The organism is uncultured Turicimonas sp. (assembly GCF_902477955.1).
GTDB lineage: Bacteria > Pseudomonadota > Gammaproteobacteria > Burkholderiales > Burkholderiaceae_F > Turicimonas.
Genome location: NZ_CABSJB010000010.1, coordinates 58,991 through 72,344 on the forward strand (window position 1 = coordinate 58,991; position 13,354 = coordinate 72,344).

Below are 13,354 nucleotides of genomic sequence, written 5' to 3' on the forward strand. Positions count from 1 at the left end.
GACTAGAGTTGTCCACTACGTTACTTTTTTCAACATCTTCCGTCCACGCTTTACTCTTGCAGTAGACAGCAAGTTTTTTAGCATATTCAATTAACCAACCTGCGATGTCATCGATTCCATAGAGTTTGCCGGTTTCCTAAATGCCCTGAAGACCACACAACACTTCTATTCCCTTGATGGACTGGGCAAAGCCGGCATTCTTTCGGAGGATTATTAATGATCTGAGACCTCTCAACATCATTGGTATGAGAGCATATTCTGGCATCTTCAAGAAATGTACGTATCTGGTCTCTGTTGTGCATGTAATAGACGCTGCTTGCCAAGTACAAAGCTCGCGGAGCCGATTTATATTTCCCATTGTCTTTGACTGTCTGACGCTGTAATAAAAATTCCATCATCCAGTCAATTCTGTCCACATAAAATCAGCAGTTCTCTCCCTGTACCATTTCTAATCTCATCAGTTCTCCGAGAAAATTGTACGTCGGACTCCTCTAGCTCTCTCTTCAAAGAGTTTTCCTTATCTGAGATTGCGTTTTGGTCTTTAAGGACAGCCATTAGAAGCATTCGAGGATTGCGTTCGACTATCTGACTGTCAAGCTGTCTTACCGCTTTCATAAGTTGTCATAATACTTTCCCGAAAGAAATTAAAGGAAAGAAATATGGACAAACGATCTTTGAAATACTCTAAGGAGTTCAAAGAAACAGTACTTCAAGAGGTTTCGGCAAGCAAATTGTCTTGTTCAGCCATTGCCCCGAAACATCAAGTTTCTGATTGGACAATAAGAAGGTAGCAAAAGGCATCGCTATAAACTGACTCCAGCTTGTTAAGCCTTTAGCTCCACGATCTGAAGCGTGTTTTTGAACTAAATTATTAAATTCCAACCTACAGTTCAATGAAGGACAAGTTGCGCAAACATAGATTGTTGCTCTCTGCATGCCGGCTCCTTTCTGAAGTATTTGGTTCAAAATCTACGTTATCAGGAGACCGGCATGTTTGCTTATGGAATTTTCGCTTTCAGAGAAACCAGCGAAAATTTATTTTAGACACTAGTGAATTAAATCCTTTTTCCGTCAATAAGTTAGGGTTTTCCTATGTTGCCATTTTGAATTTATGAATAATTAATTCCTACAATTTTTTTATCCTACCAATCCCATTAATGGAGAAAAACATGAGCGTCTGGCTGCAAACAAAAAGCTGGGAAGAAGCCAAAGAAGCCATCAAACAAAGTAAAGGCGTGGCAATCGTCCCAATCGGAAGTGTTGAACAACACAGCTATCATCTACCTGTCGGAACCGATACTTACGTTGCGATGACAATTGGCGAAGAAGCCGCTGAAAAAACAGGCGCCGTTCTCACACCTCCGGTTTGGTTTGGCTGGAGCCCTCACCATATGGTGCTTCCCGGCACACTTACAATCAGACCGGAGGTGCTCTCCGAACTGACTTACGACATCATCAAATCCTTAGTAGCCCACGGCTTAAACAAAATTATCCTTATCAACGGCCACCGTATTGTCAACGTTGTATGGATGCAGCTTTGCGCACAAAAAGCTCAGTCAGAACTCGGCTGCACCGTCAAAATTTTTGATCCGGCCTACATGAGCAAAGACATTGTGAAGAAACTCGGATTCGGGCCCGTTGGTCATGCAGAAGAAATTGAAACCTCCCATATGATGGCCCGCTATCCTGACTTAGTTCATCTTGAAAAAGCCGTTGATAATCCGATTAAAGATACTCCGCTTTACTCGGTTGATCCAACTTATGAACACGACACGCTTTGCTATGTTCCAAGCACTTTAGAACATGCAAAAGCAGCCGCGGAAAAGTCCGGCGGGTGCACAGGCAAACCAAGCAAAGCTGATGCCGAACGCGGGCAAATCTACCATGACCACTTAGTTGAAAACCTGGTCAAGGTAGTCAAAGATATGCAGAACTGATAATCCGGGAGGCACCATGAAAAGCCTAGGACACAAACTCTTTTACGCCATTTTGTTTGTGAGCGTGTTGATGGTCAATCCGCCTATCGTCTTTTGGGTCAATGATTACTGCACTGTTCATCCTTTAACCTTTGGCTGGCCAACCATGTATTTATGGCTGGAATTTTGGTTCCTGGTCATGATTGCCAATTTTGTCGTGGCAGCCTGGAAACTTAAAGCTTGGAACTGCCGTCAGGACAACCGTCCAATCGAACAAGTCGCCCGACCGGAGCTGTAGGAGCCAATCATGAATGTAGGTTTAGTTATTCTTGTTGTCTATCTAGCGGTGCTTCTTGGCATCGCGCTCTACGCATCAAAGCAAGACAAGAAAAACATTAAAGACTTCGCCACCGGAGGAGGACTTGGAATCTTCATCCTCACCCTAACCTTCTCGGCCACTTACCACAGTGCTTATGCCTTCATGGGCGCCGGCGGATTTGCTTATAAAAACGGTATCGGCTGGTGGTGCAACGGTTTATGGACAGTTCTCCCGGGTGTGCTCTTCTGGGTTTGGGGCCGCAGATTTTGGTATCTCGGAAAGCGTTACGGCTATCTTTCCATCTCCGACTATGCCTCTGACGTCTATCAATCTAAAACTATTGGGCTGCTGGTAACCTTGATCACCATGGTATTCACCATTCCATACGTGGCTATTCAGGCCATCGGCTGCAGCTATATTTTCCAAACAATCTCCGGAGGTATGCTGAGCTACACCGTCGGTGCTCTCATCTTCTTCGCTCTGATGATTGCTTTGGTATGGCTGGGAGGAATGAAAGGCGTGGCAATTACCGATGCTGCCCAAGGTGTCTTCATGTTTGCCGGCTTACTTGGCGGTTCTCTTTGGGTAATCCTCGCCAACTTCCCGTCTGTCGCGGATGCCTACCAATCCGCTTACGCTCATACACCGGAATTGTTTACGATGCCCGGACCAAATGGTGTGGTTACACCGCAAGACTGGGTTTCACGCTGGGTGGTAATTACATTCGGCATGATGATGTTCCCGCAAGTCACATTGCGTTTCTTTGCAGGAAAGAGTCTGAATGTCATGAAATGGTCGGCGGTATTTTCTTCAATCTATCTGACGATGATTTATGTATTTACGCCATGCGTTGGAATGATTGGCCGTTTGTTAATGCCGGATATTGCCGCTCCTGACACGATTTTCCCGGAATTACTGCTTAAATACACACCGGCTGTCTTTGCAGCCCTCATCATCAGCGGTGCTTTGGCGGCTGCTATGTCGACCGGCGACTCTCAGCTTCATGCAACTTCCACGATGGTAGCTACGGACATCTACAAGAAATACATCAACAAAAATTCCGATGAAAAGACTCTCTATAACGCAGCTAAAGTCGGTGTGCTGATTATCGGTCTTGCATCCGTCGTCTTCGCATTAACTCGCCCTACCGCTCTGGCAGACTTGTTGGTTCTATCCAACGGCGGCGTTGCTGTCTTGGTTCCAACAGTTATCGGCGGCCTTTATTGGAAGCGAGCAACTAAAGAAGCTGCTTTAGCATCAATCATCATTGGTGAAGTCTGCATGATCAGCATGACCTTCATCTTCAAGATCGCTCCATTTGGTTTATCAGGTGCTTTCTGGTCCATGATGATTTCTCTAGCCATCTTCATTGGAGTTTCTCTCGTTACCAAGCCGCAGGCTCATACTGCTTCCGTAGTTGATTCTCTTAACAACTTCTTCACTGAAGAAGATGAACCGGAGAAACAAACCGTCCCGGGCAATCTTGTAGCTGATTAAGACAAAACTCTTCCATGCAGAGCGTACGGTAAATTCTACTTACCGCACACTCTGCAGAATAAAAATATTACTTAAGCAAATGAGAGAGCAAATAAACAAATTGCTTTCTCATCTTCTTTTGCCTTTAGAGGTCTTCAAGCTTGACACGAATTGCTCCTGTCTCCTGAAGCCGTTTACTGGCAACAGAGACAAGCTCATCATCCTCTTCACTGGCTCTGATTTTTTGAAAAGGAATTTCTTCTGTTTCGGCTATGTAAGTCAAAACTTGTTGACAAAGTTCCTCAACAGTCATTCCATTTGTTTTCAATACGGATTTTGCTGAATCCAATGTTTCTTTTGAAACTTCAAAGGAGATCAGAACATCTGCCATTTACCGCTCATCCTTTGTGTGCTCACGCACGGTTTCCACTGTTCTCTGTCGAGGCTTTCACAATGGTCTGCACAGAAGCTGCACCGTTTGTTGTAGAGGATGCCGCAGCTTTCTTTTTAGGTGAAATTTTGCGGACGAGATAACTAGCAAAAATTCCCGAAGCCACAATAATGATCATGCCGACGACAACCGGAAGGGTCACAGGTTCGGCAAACAAAATTTCGCCGAAGATAGTGGAAAACAGAATCACGGAATACTGCAATGAACTGGACAAAACAAGATTTCCTCGGCTGAAAGCCATTGTCAAGCACAACTGTCCGAGATTGGCGCATAAGCACAATGCGAGAATGTAGATAGCGCTGGTCCAAGTCCAAGCAGAAAATCCGCCAGTCATCACAACGCCCACGGTACCGGCGACCGCCCCCATTGAAACCAGATAGAAAATAATCCTCGTTTCCGGCTCCATAAGCACGCCTAAACGTTTAACGAACCCGGATGCCGTTGCAGTACACAACCCTGCGAATAAACCTACACACGCCGCAAAATACTCATGTGGGCCAATCGTTGGTCCAAGCATGATGACAACACCCAAAAAGCCGGTCACCAAAGAGGCAATCAAGCCCCAATTAATGCTTTGGTGTCTGAACAAAGAAAATCCGACTACGCCCGCCCCTAAGAACAAAGGAGCCGTAAAGTTCAGCGTCATCGCCAGACCAAGATTTAAATGCATCATGGAATAGATGCCGGCAAGAATTGAAGCTGTCCCTGCCAATGAACGAATAATATGCTCAACCGGATGAGTCGTCGTCACTCGTATACCTTTGGCTCTCATCAGGATATAAAAGACAACTACGCCGAAAACAGATCGGTAAAAAAGAATCTGCCAAGAATTGATAGAACATTCACCGGCTAACTTAATGAATACGCCATAGAGCGCGTAAAAAACGCCCGCTACAAGCATCCAGAGGGACTGCATTTTTTATTCGAAATTGACGGAAGAAATAGTTACGGCCTCTGATCCTACTCGCATCAGAGGCCGTTTCTTAAAGTTTTGCTTAAAGGATTACACCGGCAGCTTGAAAACATCGCCGAGGACAATACAGACCAAACTGATCACAATAATAGAGATAACGTTCAGCCAGAAACCTGCTCTAATCATTTCACCAATCTGGATACGGCCGGTACCGAAAATAATGGCATTCGGCGGAGTGGCAACCGGCATCATGAATGCAGCGGAAGCACCGATGGTGGTAACGAGAAGAACTTGTTCAACCGGTACACCGAGAACAGGAGCTGCTGCTGCCAAAAGCGGAAGCATAGTCGCGGCCAATGCTGTATTGCTGGTAAATTCCGTAGCAAACACAACCAGAGTACAGACACCGAAGAGAACGAGCCATACCGGCAATCCGACGAAAGCAGTTGCTTGAGCAGCGATAAGAGAAGCTGCGCCCGTAGACTGAATGGCTGCTGCCATGGACAAGCCGCCGCCGAAGAGGATCAGCACGTCCCAAGGAATATTTTCGCAGTGTTCCCAGTCCAAAACTCTTTCGCCACGCTTGAAGTTCGTCGGAATACAGAAGAGAGATACGCCTGCAGCCATCGCAATAACGGCATCGCTGACCTGTTTGAACGGACGAGTGCCGTCTTCAAGAGTAAAGGAGCGGATCGGAGAACCGAAGCACCACAAAATAACGGTGATTACAAACACAACCAATACAGCCTTTTCCCCCGCGGAAAGCTTGCCGAGCCTTTCGAGCTCATGAGCAATCCACTTCTTACCACCGGCAATTTCTTGGATTTGGGTTTTGAACAAAACCTTTGTCAGGAGAAGCCAGGCTAAGGGCAGGAGGATAAGAACGATTGGCATGCCGACTTTCATCCACTCGACAATGGTCACTTCCATGCCGTATGTCTGTGTAACGAAGCGAACAAAGATACCGTTCGGAGGAGAACCGATGATAGTACCCATACCGCCGATGGAAGCTCCGTACGCAACGGCTAAGAGGATACAAATACCGAAGTTCTTTTCGTCTTTAGTAATGGTAGGAGAATCAGAAGCTTGACGAATTACGCTCATGACGGCCATGGCGATAGGAACCATCATCGCAGCAGTTGCCGTGTTGGAAACCCACATGGAAATAAAGGCGGTGGAGAGCATAACACCGGCGACGATGGCACCCGGAGAGGTACCGACAATACGCATGGTGTTAAGCGCAATACGCTTATCCAGACCCCAACGCTGAATACCGGCAGCCAAAAGGAAGCCGCCTAAGAAGAGGTAGATAGTGTCGGAAGCATAGGGAATTAAGGTTTTAGCCAGTGTGGTAACGTCGCACAAAGGATAAAGAATGATTGGCAGAAGAGCCGTTACAGCAATAGGAACTGTTTCGGTAAACCACCAAAGAGCCATCCACAAGAGAATGGCTAAACATGCTTTTGCTGAATGGGTAATTGTGACTACCTTACCTGCTCCGTCAACGTAGGAGTCAGGCAACACGAAGTACAACAACAGGGCAAGAAGCGGCGCAAATATAAGGGCGAATCTTTTCGAATTTCTCGAAAAGGTTCCCATTTGTGTCGTATTCTCCATAGGAGCTCCTGATTTAAAATGAGGCAAGAAATTCAGTTAAGTTTCTGAACAACACGAAACTTAATGAAACCAACTTCAGTATTTATACACAAAAAAACAAGAATTCTTGAATTTTAGAAGAAAAAATTTTCAATTTACGTACCTGCAATTCCACATTACGGAATTTTCATTCCGTTACATGAACAGTATTGTCCGTCTGGGGAAATGACGAAAGCCGCCGAAGCAGCTTTCGTCCATTAAAACAAAGTACGAAAATTAAGCGTTGGACTTTGTTGAAGCGTCATGAGGGCTGGCTTCCTTAGTCTCATGAGCTGATTTATCATTGAATTGAATGTTATAGAGATGAGCATAATGTCCGCCCTTCTCTAAAAGTTCGAAATGCGTACCGCATTCGACAATCGCACCGTTGTCTAAAACAACAATCATATCTGCGTTAACAATTGTGGAAAGGCGGTGAGCCACGACAAAGCTTGTTCGGCCGTGCTGGAGCTCTTCCAGAGATGCCTGGATATATTTTTCGCTTTCCGTATCAAGCGCGCTGGTAGCTTCGTCTAGCAAAAGAATAGGAGCGTTCTTCAACAAAGCTCTTGCAATGGAGACTCTTTGTTTTTGTCCGCCGGACAGTTTAGAACCTCTTTCGCCGATAACCGTGTTAAGACCTTCGGGAAGACTTTCAATCAAAGGCATCAGATAAGCAGCTTTTGCAGCCTGAATAATTTGCTCCTCGGTTGCGTTTTCTCCTGCTCCGTAAGCAATGTTTGCGGCAATCGTGTCGTCAAATAAAACGACGTCTTGCGTTACCAAAGCAATCTGGTCTCGGATGCTCTTTAATGTCAGCTGATTTTGAGATATGCCGTCAAAAAGAATTTCTCCGCTGTTCGGGACCAAAAAGCGTGGAATAAGGTTAATCACCGTTGTCTTACCGGCCCCCGAAGCTCCTACTAGGGCAACCATCTGGCCTGCTTTAACTTTGAGATTGAAGTTAGTCAAAGACGGCTGCTCGGCGCTCGGATACTTATAAGAAATGTTCTTAAACTCGACATCGCCCTTAATTCTGCCGATTTCTCTGTCTCCGGGATCCTTTTCAGTCGGAATATCCATCATTTCATACAAGCTGGCAGCCGCTGCGGACATTCTGGCGATATTGCCGTTCAAGTTGGCAAGCTTCTTAATAGCAGGAAGCATTAAGAGCATGGCGGAAATATAAGTAACGAACTCGGAGAAGCTGAGCATGTTCTGCTGAGCCTGGATAAGAGCGACAAATACCACCACGGCAACACCAATCATGCTTACAATCTGCGTCAGCGGTGTACCAAGACTTTGAACAACCTTGCTCTTAATGGCTAAACCCTTAAGCATGCGGTTGACGTGAGAAAATCTTTCTTCTTCGAACTTATAGGCGTTGTAAATCTTAACCAGTCTCTCGGCCTGATAAATTTCCGTCAAAAGAGAAATCATAACGCCGAAAGTCTGCTGGTTTGTCGTCTGGAGTTTCTTCATTCTTGTGCTGACGGCTTTAAGAATAAGAATAAGAAAAGGGCCGACCACCAAAGTCACAGCCGTTAACTGCCAATTGTGCCAAAGAAGCAGGAACAGCAAACCGATAACCTGCAGAGAGTCGCGGATCATTACCGTCAGAACTTCAGAAGCGCTGCTCAGGGCTTGGCTTGCTTCATTAACGTATCTTGAGATGACTCGGCCTGAAGATTCTTTCTGAACGGTCTCATCCGGCCAATGAATCATTTTCTCAAACATCTCTGTGCGGACTTGCAGAAGGACGGACTGGGAAACTTTTTGCAGAAGATAATTGCTGCCGAATTGACCTGCACCGTGAAGAATAGAAATACCGATGAGAGCCAGAGGAGCCCAAATGGCTACCAAACCGTTCTTTTCGTAGAAGCCTAAGTCTGTCAGTTTTCCTAAAAGCATCGCCATCAAAGGAGAGGTCGAAGCCGATAAAATCATGGAAATCAATGCCGCTCCAATAAGCCACTTATATGGAGGCAGATAGGAAAACAGTCGCCGTAAAGGCTCTTTCTGGAATTTTGTCGTGTCCAAGGCTTCCTCTGAAAGACAAATTAAAAGTATTATTCTAAATTGATTACACTAAGCAAATTACACAGCTATAGAAACAAAAGTATGTCCAAATTATTCGTTCGCCTTCCCAATCATATTGGCGATGCCTGTATGTCTATGCCCGCTTTGGACCTTCTGGAAGCCTCCGGTTTCGATCTCTGTCTCGTTGGAAAGCCCTTCGTAGGAGAATTATTCGAAGGAACATTACGCCGTTTTGATCCGATTGAAGGCAATCTTCTTGAAGATATCCGCCGTATTAAAGAACTGGCTGCTTCCGTTAAAAACCCGAAAGGACTCCTTCTTCCTAACTCTCTAGGCTCCGCTCTCCTCTTTACGGCGGCAGGCATTAAATGCACGGGCTACGGCACCGACGGACGTTCGATTCTTCTTGAACATGCCATTCCAAAACCACCGAGAATGCACGAAGTAGAAAGATTTTGGAATGTAGCCTATAAAGCATTAGAAGCTTGGGGTGTAAAACCGGCCTACGACAAACTGCCGAAGAGATTAAATATGAAACTGGCCCAGAGAAATGAGGCCGGCGCCAGAAACCTAATCTCTAAAATCAACTTGCCTGAAAAATTTGCCATTTTGGCTCCTATCGCAAAGGGCCGGCATGAAGGTAAAGAAAAATACTGGAAGCACTTCAACGAATTGGTCGCTCCCTTAAAAGAAAGAGGATTGACTCCGGTCGTTTTCCCGGCAAAGGACGAAATTGATGCCGTTAAGCTCGCCGCTCCGGATGCAATAATTTATGAACCAACATCTTTGGGCAATTTTGCAGCTTTATGCTCCCGCGCGTCTATCGTCATTGCTAACGACTCAGGCGTCAGTCACATTGCTTCTGCCGTTCATGCGCCGCAAATTACCATTGTCGGCGTAACTGATACTGACAGAACAAGTCCGTGGAGCGATTTGAATATGATTGTCGGCAAAAAAGGCCAGTGGCCGGAAGTCAATGAAGTCATTTCTGCCATTGATCAGGTATTGTCTAAGACTAAATCCTAATCAGAAAGCATTTTCCAAATACTGAGAAAAGCCTCTTATGCTGATTCAGTCGTTCTGGGCCTTAGCAGCCGCCGCGTCATTCTCGACTATGGCGGCTTTCGTTAAATTCTGCAATGCAACCTTCGGGCCGTTGGAGTTGGTTTTTTACCGCTCTTTATTCACCCTTGTCTCCATTTATGCAGTTGTCCTCTGGAATGGCTATTCACTCAAAACTACTAAGGTTAAAGGGCATCTTATTCGAGACTCTCTTGGCTTTGCTTCAGTTGCCATTTGGTTCTTTACCCTAGGAAAACTTCCTCTCGGAACCAACATTACGCTGACATATACAACTTCTTTATTTCTGTCAGCCAACTTCATCATCCTCTCTCTTATCCGTAAGCTGCCGATTCCTTGGGGTGCCATTTGGTCCATTGTTTTAGGCTTTACGGGAGTCGTAACAATTCTGCAGCCGTCCTTCCGCGACGGGGATCTAATCCCGGCCCTCCTCTGCTTATGCGTGGCCTGCCTGGATTTAGCTATTTATTGGCAAGTAAGGAAACTCGGCAGAGAAGGAGAACCTTCCTGGCGTATTGTTTTCTACTTTGCGTTGTTCTGCACATTGGCAACGTTTTTCGGCGTATTCATCTTCGAGGACGGCTTTCATATTCCCGATACTCAGTCCCTCTTGTGTCTGATGGCGATGGGAGGATTTGCCACGTTAGGACTCATTTCTGCAACCCGAGCTTGGGTTGGCGGGAATATGCTTTTAGTCTCCTGCCTGGGCTTTTCTGCTATTCCATTCTCTGAACTCATCAGCATCGTTGTATTCAACAATATCCCTGGCCTATACACCATCGTAGGAATGGGATTGATTCTTATAGCCGGGCTTGCCGCGACCATTGTCACAAAACGACAAGAACAAAAATTTAAGTAACCTTTAAGGAATAACCCGAGAAAAACTTTAAAGACTCGCCAATTTAAGGTTTTTTGTGTGATAAGTTCTAAAATGTATTACAAATTATTACACGTCCCACGGGAGATTCTATGCAGACTATTTCTCTTTGGCTAGCAGTAGCCATCGTATTTCTTACCGGATGGGCCATCATCAAAAAATATCAGGTAAACATGGTCTTGTTTTTGGCCGGTTTCCTTTTGAATGTTTTGGCTCTCTTCAACGGCACTTCAGATTTCCTTCCTAAGAACGCCACACCTACCGGCCTCTTAGGTTTTGATTTATTTGAACTGTTCCGTGCCATTAGCCGTACACAAATCGCTGGTGTCGGCTTCATCATCTTGGTTTCCGGCGGTTTCGCTTCTTACATGCAGGTTACCGGCGCTTCCGACCGTTTCGTAACGGTTTGCGCAAAACCGATTTCCTTACTCAAGAATCCGTACTTGATTTTGGCATTCGTCTTTATTCTCGGTCACTGCTTAGGCTTGGTTATCACCTCTGCCGCCGGCTTGGCAATGCTGTTAATCGTCACAGTCTATCCGCTGATTATCAGTGTCGGATGCTCTCCGCTAGCTGCCGCCGCTGTCGTTGCCAGCGTACTGTGCGTGGGCTATGCTCCGGCTTCCGGTGTTGCCGTGATGGCTGCTGAATTGGTCCACCTTGACCCGGTTCACTACTTAGTTTCTTATCAGCTCACAATGGCCGCTCCTGTTGTGCTCGTAATGGCCCTCACACATGTTATCGTTCAGCGTTACTACGATAAGAAAGACGGTGATAAAGGCGTTGTGGCAGATCTTGCTGAATTGGAAGCCAAGAGAAAAGAAATCGAAAAGACTCCTCTTATTTACGCTTTCATGCCGATTCTCCCGCTTGTCCTTCTGTTGATCTTCAACAAGATGGTCTACAAGACAATTACCATGAACGTTGCCACTGCCATGTTCCTGTCTTGGTTCGTCTGCTTCTTGATTGACCTCGTTTACAGAAGAGACGCAAAGAAGTCTTTCGACCTCTCCTTTGCAATGTTCAAAGGCATGGGCTCCATCCTGACAAGTACTGTCGGCCTTATCTTCGTTGCAGCCTTCTTCGCCAAGGGCTTACAGAACGTCGGTTTGATTACATACCTCATCGATGTTGCTAAGAACTGCGGTTTGGGCGTCACAGGTACAGGTGTTGTACTTTCTGCCATCATCGGTTTGGTTACTGTATTGACAGGTTCCGGCGTTGCCGCTTTCACAAGCTTGGCACACGTTATTCCGAGCGTTGCAGAACACCTTAACTCCGACGGTATCGCCATCATGCTCATGATGCACACTGCTTCCGAAATGCTCCGCGCTATTTCTCCGGTTGCCGGCGTCATCATTATCGTGGCAGGCTTCGCACAAGTAAATCCGCTCCAAGTTGTAAGACGTACTTGGATTCCTTGCGTAGTCGGTTATATCACTATGTTGATTGTCGTCAGCTTGCTGTTCGGTTAATCTAGCTTTCCTATAAGCGGCAGCCGCTGAATTCTTTATAGAGTTCAACGGCTGTTTTCTTTTATCTTCTATTCGGTGGTCTGAAACCAATTTGTTTTCAATTTGATTCTGGGAGGGCAAGAGGCCCTGGCTGCCTCCGTTTTGAAAAATATCCAAGTAAAAACTAACCTCCTCGATCCTTCATCAAGGAGGCTTACGATTAAACCGATTAATCTTCTGTTATGCAGTTCAAATCGAAATTAATACTTCAATACTTCATCAATAAAACTCTTGATTGCAGTGCGTGCAACAGGCAAATTAAAGAGAGTATGCGGCGCTGTCGGCAACAAAAGTATTCTTGCATTAGGATTGTTCTCTAAAGCTTTTCCTGCGTGTCCTTGAGCGTTAGGATTGTTCAAATAAGAGTTCTTTTGACTAAAGAACTTATCTGCCGCACTCATAATGTTCAACACCGGCATGTAGTCAGGAATATTTGTACCGTGTGCTTTTACGTGATAATTATCTTCACATGACCAAGAGAAAATCATTCTGGCGTCTTCAGGATATTCTTCGCGTGTTTCATAACGGGCAACGCAGACGCCGCCTTCGCTTGTACCGGCAATAAATACGCGTCCGTCGTTAAACGGCAGATCAAAAATATGAGCCATAGCGTATTCAAGTTCTTGGAGTCTCATGGCATGAATATCTTCATAGTCTTCCGGAGGAATCGGAGATGAATAAGTAATGCGGTCTGCGAGCTGCATGGAGTCAGGTACGACCATTGCAACGCCTAGAGAGTCGGCAAGCCAGTTACCTAAGAGTCTTGTTTGTTCATTTACGCCGGAGCTGCCGTGCATGAAGAGAACGACAGGATACAGGCCTTCGATAGGAGGAAGTGCAGATAATTCGCTGACAATCGGTGCACCGCCCGGATTAGGAATAACACAGTAAGCATGATCGAAAGTAGCTTTGAGAGAGTCGTCAGTGTGCTTACGGACGGAGCCTTTGATAGAACCGGTATATTCAATAGTCATAACAAGCCTCGGGAATAAAATTACAAGAGGATTGTAGACCGAATCCGATACAAAGAAGAATGATTATTTAAGAGAAGTGGCGACGCTACGGGGATTCGAACCCCGGTACCGACCGTGAAAGGGTCGTGTCCTAGGCCTCTAGACGATAGCGTCAAGGAC

General features: G+C 45.8%; 12 protein-coding genes and 1 tRNA gene. 6 read left to right on the forward strand and 7 right to left on the reverse strand.

Annotated elements, in window-relative coordinates:
• Nucleotides 1–693: 693 nt before the first annotated feature.
• Nucleotides 694–936, reverse strand: coding sequence for a DUF4372 domain-containing protein (locus RDK53_RS04535; protein ID WP_308513490.1), 243 nt, complete (start codon nucleotides 934–936; stop codon nucleotides 694–696).
• A 233-nt stretch (nucleotides 937–1,169) separates the two neighbouring features.
• Between RDK53_RS04535 and RDK53_RS04540 the strand changes: the two genes are divergently transcribed.
• The 3 genes from RDK53_RS04540 to RDK53_RS04550 are packed head-to-tail and all read left to right on the forward strand — an operon-like array spanning nucleotide 1,170 to nucleotide 3,732.
• Complete coding sequence (locus RDK53_RS04540) at nucleotides 1,170–1,937, forward strand: creatininase family protein (RefSeq protein ID WP_308513491.1); 768 nt, start codon at nucleotides 1,170–1,172, stop codon at nucleotides 1,935–1,937.
• 16 nt (nucleotides 1,938–1,953) lie between these two features.
• Nucleotides 1,954–2,214, forward strand: a complete 261-nt coding sequence (locus RDK53_RS04545; protein ID WP_308513492.1) for a hypothetical protein — start codon at nucleotides 1,954–1,956, stop codon at nucleotides 2,212–2,214.
• A gap of 9 nt (nucleotides 2,215–2,223) precedes the next feature.
• Nucleotides 2,224–3,732: a sodium:solute symporter family protein gene (locus tag RDK53_RS04550; protein WP_308513493.1), complete on the forward strand. Its 1,509-nt coding sequence runs from the start codon at nucleotides 2,224–2,226 to the stop codon at nucleotides 3,730–3,732.
• Nucleotides 3,733–3,856: 124 nt separating this feature from the next.
• Here RDK53_RS04550 and RDK53_RS04555 read toward each other — a convergent pair whose 3' ends face one another.
• From RDK53_RS04555 to msbA, 4 genes are all read right to left on the reverse strand, one after another.
• A complete protein-coding gene (locus RDK53_RS04555) occupies nucleotides 3,857–4,102 on the reverse strand; it encodes a type II toxin-antitoxin system RelB/DinJ family antitoxin (RefSeq protein WP_308513494.1) in 246 nt (81 codons plus the stop codon).
• Nucleotides 4,103–4,124: 22 nt separating this feature from the next.
• A complete protein-coding gene (locus RDK53_RS04560; RefSeq protein ID WP_308513495.1) occupies nucleotides 4,125–5,078 on the reverse strand; it encodes a DMT family transporter in 954 nt (317 codons plus the stop codon).
• A gap of 87 nt (nucleotides 5,079–5,165) precedes the next feature.
• Nucleotides 5,166–6,692 carry a DASS family sodium-coupled anion symporter gene (locus RDK53_RS04565; RefSeq protein WP_308513496.1) on the reverse strand — a complete coding sequence of 509 codons (1,527 nt, stop codon included), beginning with the start codon at nucleotides 6,690–6,692 and terminating at the stop codon, nucleotides 5,166–5,168.
• A gap of 255 nt (nucleotides 6,693–6,947) precedes the next feature.
• Nucleotides 6,948–8,750 carry a lipid A export permease/ATP-binding protein MsbA gene (gene msbA / locus RDK53_RS04570; RefSeq protein ID WP_308513497.1) on the reverse strand — a complete coding sequence of 601 codons (1,803 nt, stop codon included), beginning with the start codon at nucleotides 8,748–8,750 and terminating at the stop codon, nucleotides 6,948–6,950.
• 81 nt (nucleotides 8,751–8,831) lie between these two features.
• Here msbA and RDK53_RS04575 point away from each other — a divergent pair, with 81 nt between their 5' ends.
• From RDK53_RS04575 to dcuC, 3 genes are all read left to right on the forward strand, one after another.
• Entirely contained in the window at nucleotides 8,832–9,776 is a 945-nt protein-coding gene (locus tag RDK53_RS04575; RefSeq protein WP_308513498.1) for a glycosyltransferase family 9 protein, read from the forward strand.
• Nucleotides 9,777–9,813: 37 nt separating this feature from the next.
• Nucleotides 9,814–10,689, forward strand: coding sequence for a DMT family transporter (locus RDK53_RS04580; protein WP_308513499.1), 876 nt, complete (start codon nucleotides 9,814–9,816; stop codon nucleotides 10,687–10,689).
• Between the two features lie 110 nt (nucleotides 10,690–10,799).
• Nucleotides 10,800–12,182, forward strand: coding sequence for a C4-dicarboxylate transporter DcuC (gene dcuC, locus RDK53_RS04585; protein WP_308513500.1), 1,383 nt, complete (start codon nucleotides 10,800–10,802; stop codon nucleotides 12,180–12,182).
• Between the two features lie 239 nt (nucleotides 12,183–12,421).
• Here dcuC and RDK53_RS04590 read toward each other — a convergent pair whose 3' ends face one another.
• Together RDK53_RS04590 and RDK53_RS04595 are read right to left on the reverse strand one after the other, a co-directional pair.
• Nucleotides 12,422–13,195, reverse strand: coding sequence for a hypothetical protein (locus RDK53_RS04590; RefSeq protein ID WP_308513502.1), 774 nt, complete (start codon nucleotides 13,193–13,195; stop codon nucleotides 12,422–12,424).
• Between the two features lie 77 nt (nucleotides 13,196–13,272).
• A tRNA-Glu gene (locus RDK53_RS04595) sits at nucleotides 13,273–13,348 on the reverse strand.
• Between the last annotated feature and the right edge of the window lie 6 nt (nucleotides 13,349–13,354).

Coding starts and splice junctions, on each gene's coding strand:
- RDK53_RS04555 (WP_308513494.1), bottom strand. CDS start 4,102: ATGGCAGATGTTCTGATCTCCTTTGAAGTTTCAAAAGAAACATTGGAT.
- RDK53_RS04575 (WP_308513498.1), top strand. CDS start 8,832: ATGTCCAAATTATTCGTTCGCCTTCCCAATCATATTGGCGATGCCTGT.
- RDK53_RS04590 (WP_308513502.1), bottom strand. CDS start 13,195: ATGACTATTGAATATACCGGTTCTATCAAAGGCTCCGTCCGTAAGCAC.
- RDK53_RS04535 (WP_308513490.1), bottom strand. CDS start 936: ATGCAGAGAGCAACAATCTATGTTTGCGCAACTTGTCCTTCATTGAAC.
- RDK53_RS04565 (WP_308513496.1), bottom strand. CDS start 6,692: ATGGAGAATACGACACAAATGGGAACCTTTTCGAGAAATTCGAAAAGA.
- dcuC (WP_308513500.1), top strand. CDS start 10,800: ATGCAGACTATTTCTCTTTGGCTAGCAGTAGCCATCGTATTTCTTACC.
- RDK53_RS04545 (WP_308513492.1), top strand. CDS start 1,954: ATGAAAAGCCTAGGACACAAACTCTTTTACGCCATTTTGTTTGTGAGC.
- RDK53_RS04560 (WP_308513495.1), bottom strand. CDS start 5,078: ATGCAGTCCCTCTGGATGCTTGTAGCGGGCGTTTTTTACGCGCTCTAT.
- RDK53_RS04540 (WP_308513491.1), top strand. CDS start 1,170: ATGAGCGTCTGGCTGCAAACAAAAAGCTGGGAAGAAGCCAAAGAAGCC.
- RDK53_RS04580 (WP_308513499.1), top strand. CDS start 9,814: ATGCTGATTCAGTCGTTCTGGGCCTTAGCAGCCGCCGCGTCATTCTCG.
- RDK53_RS04550 (WP_308513493.1), top strand. CDS start 2,224: ATGAATGTAGGTTTAGTTATTCTTGTTGTCTATCTAGCGGTGCTTCTT.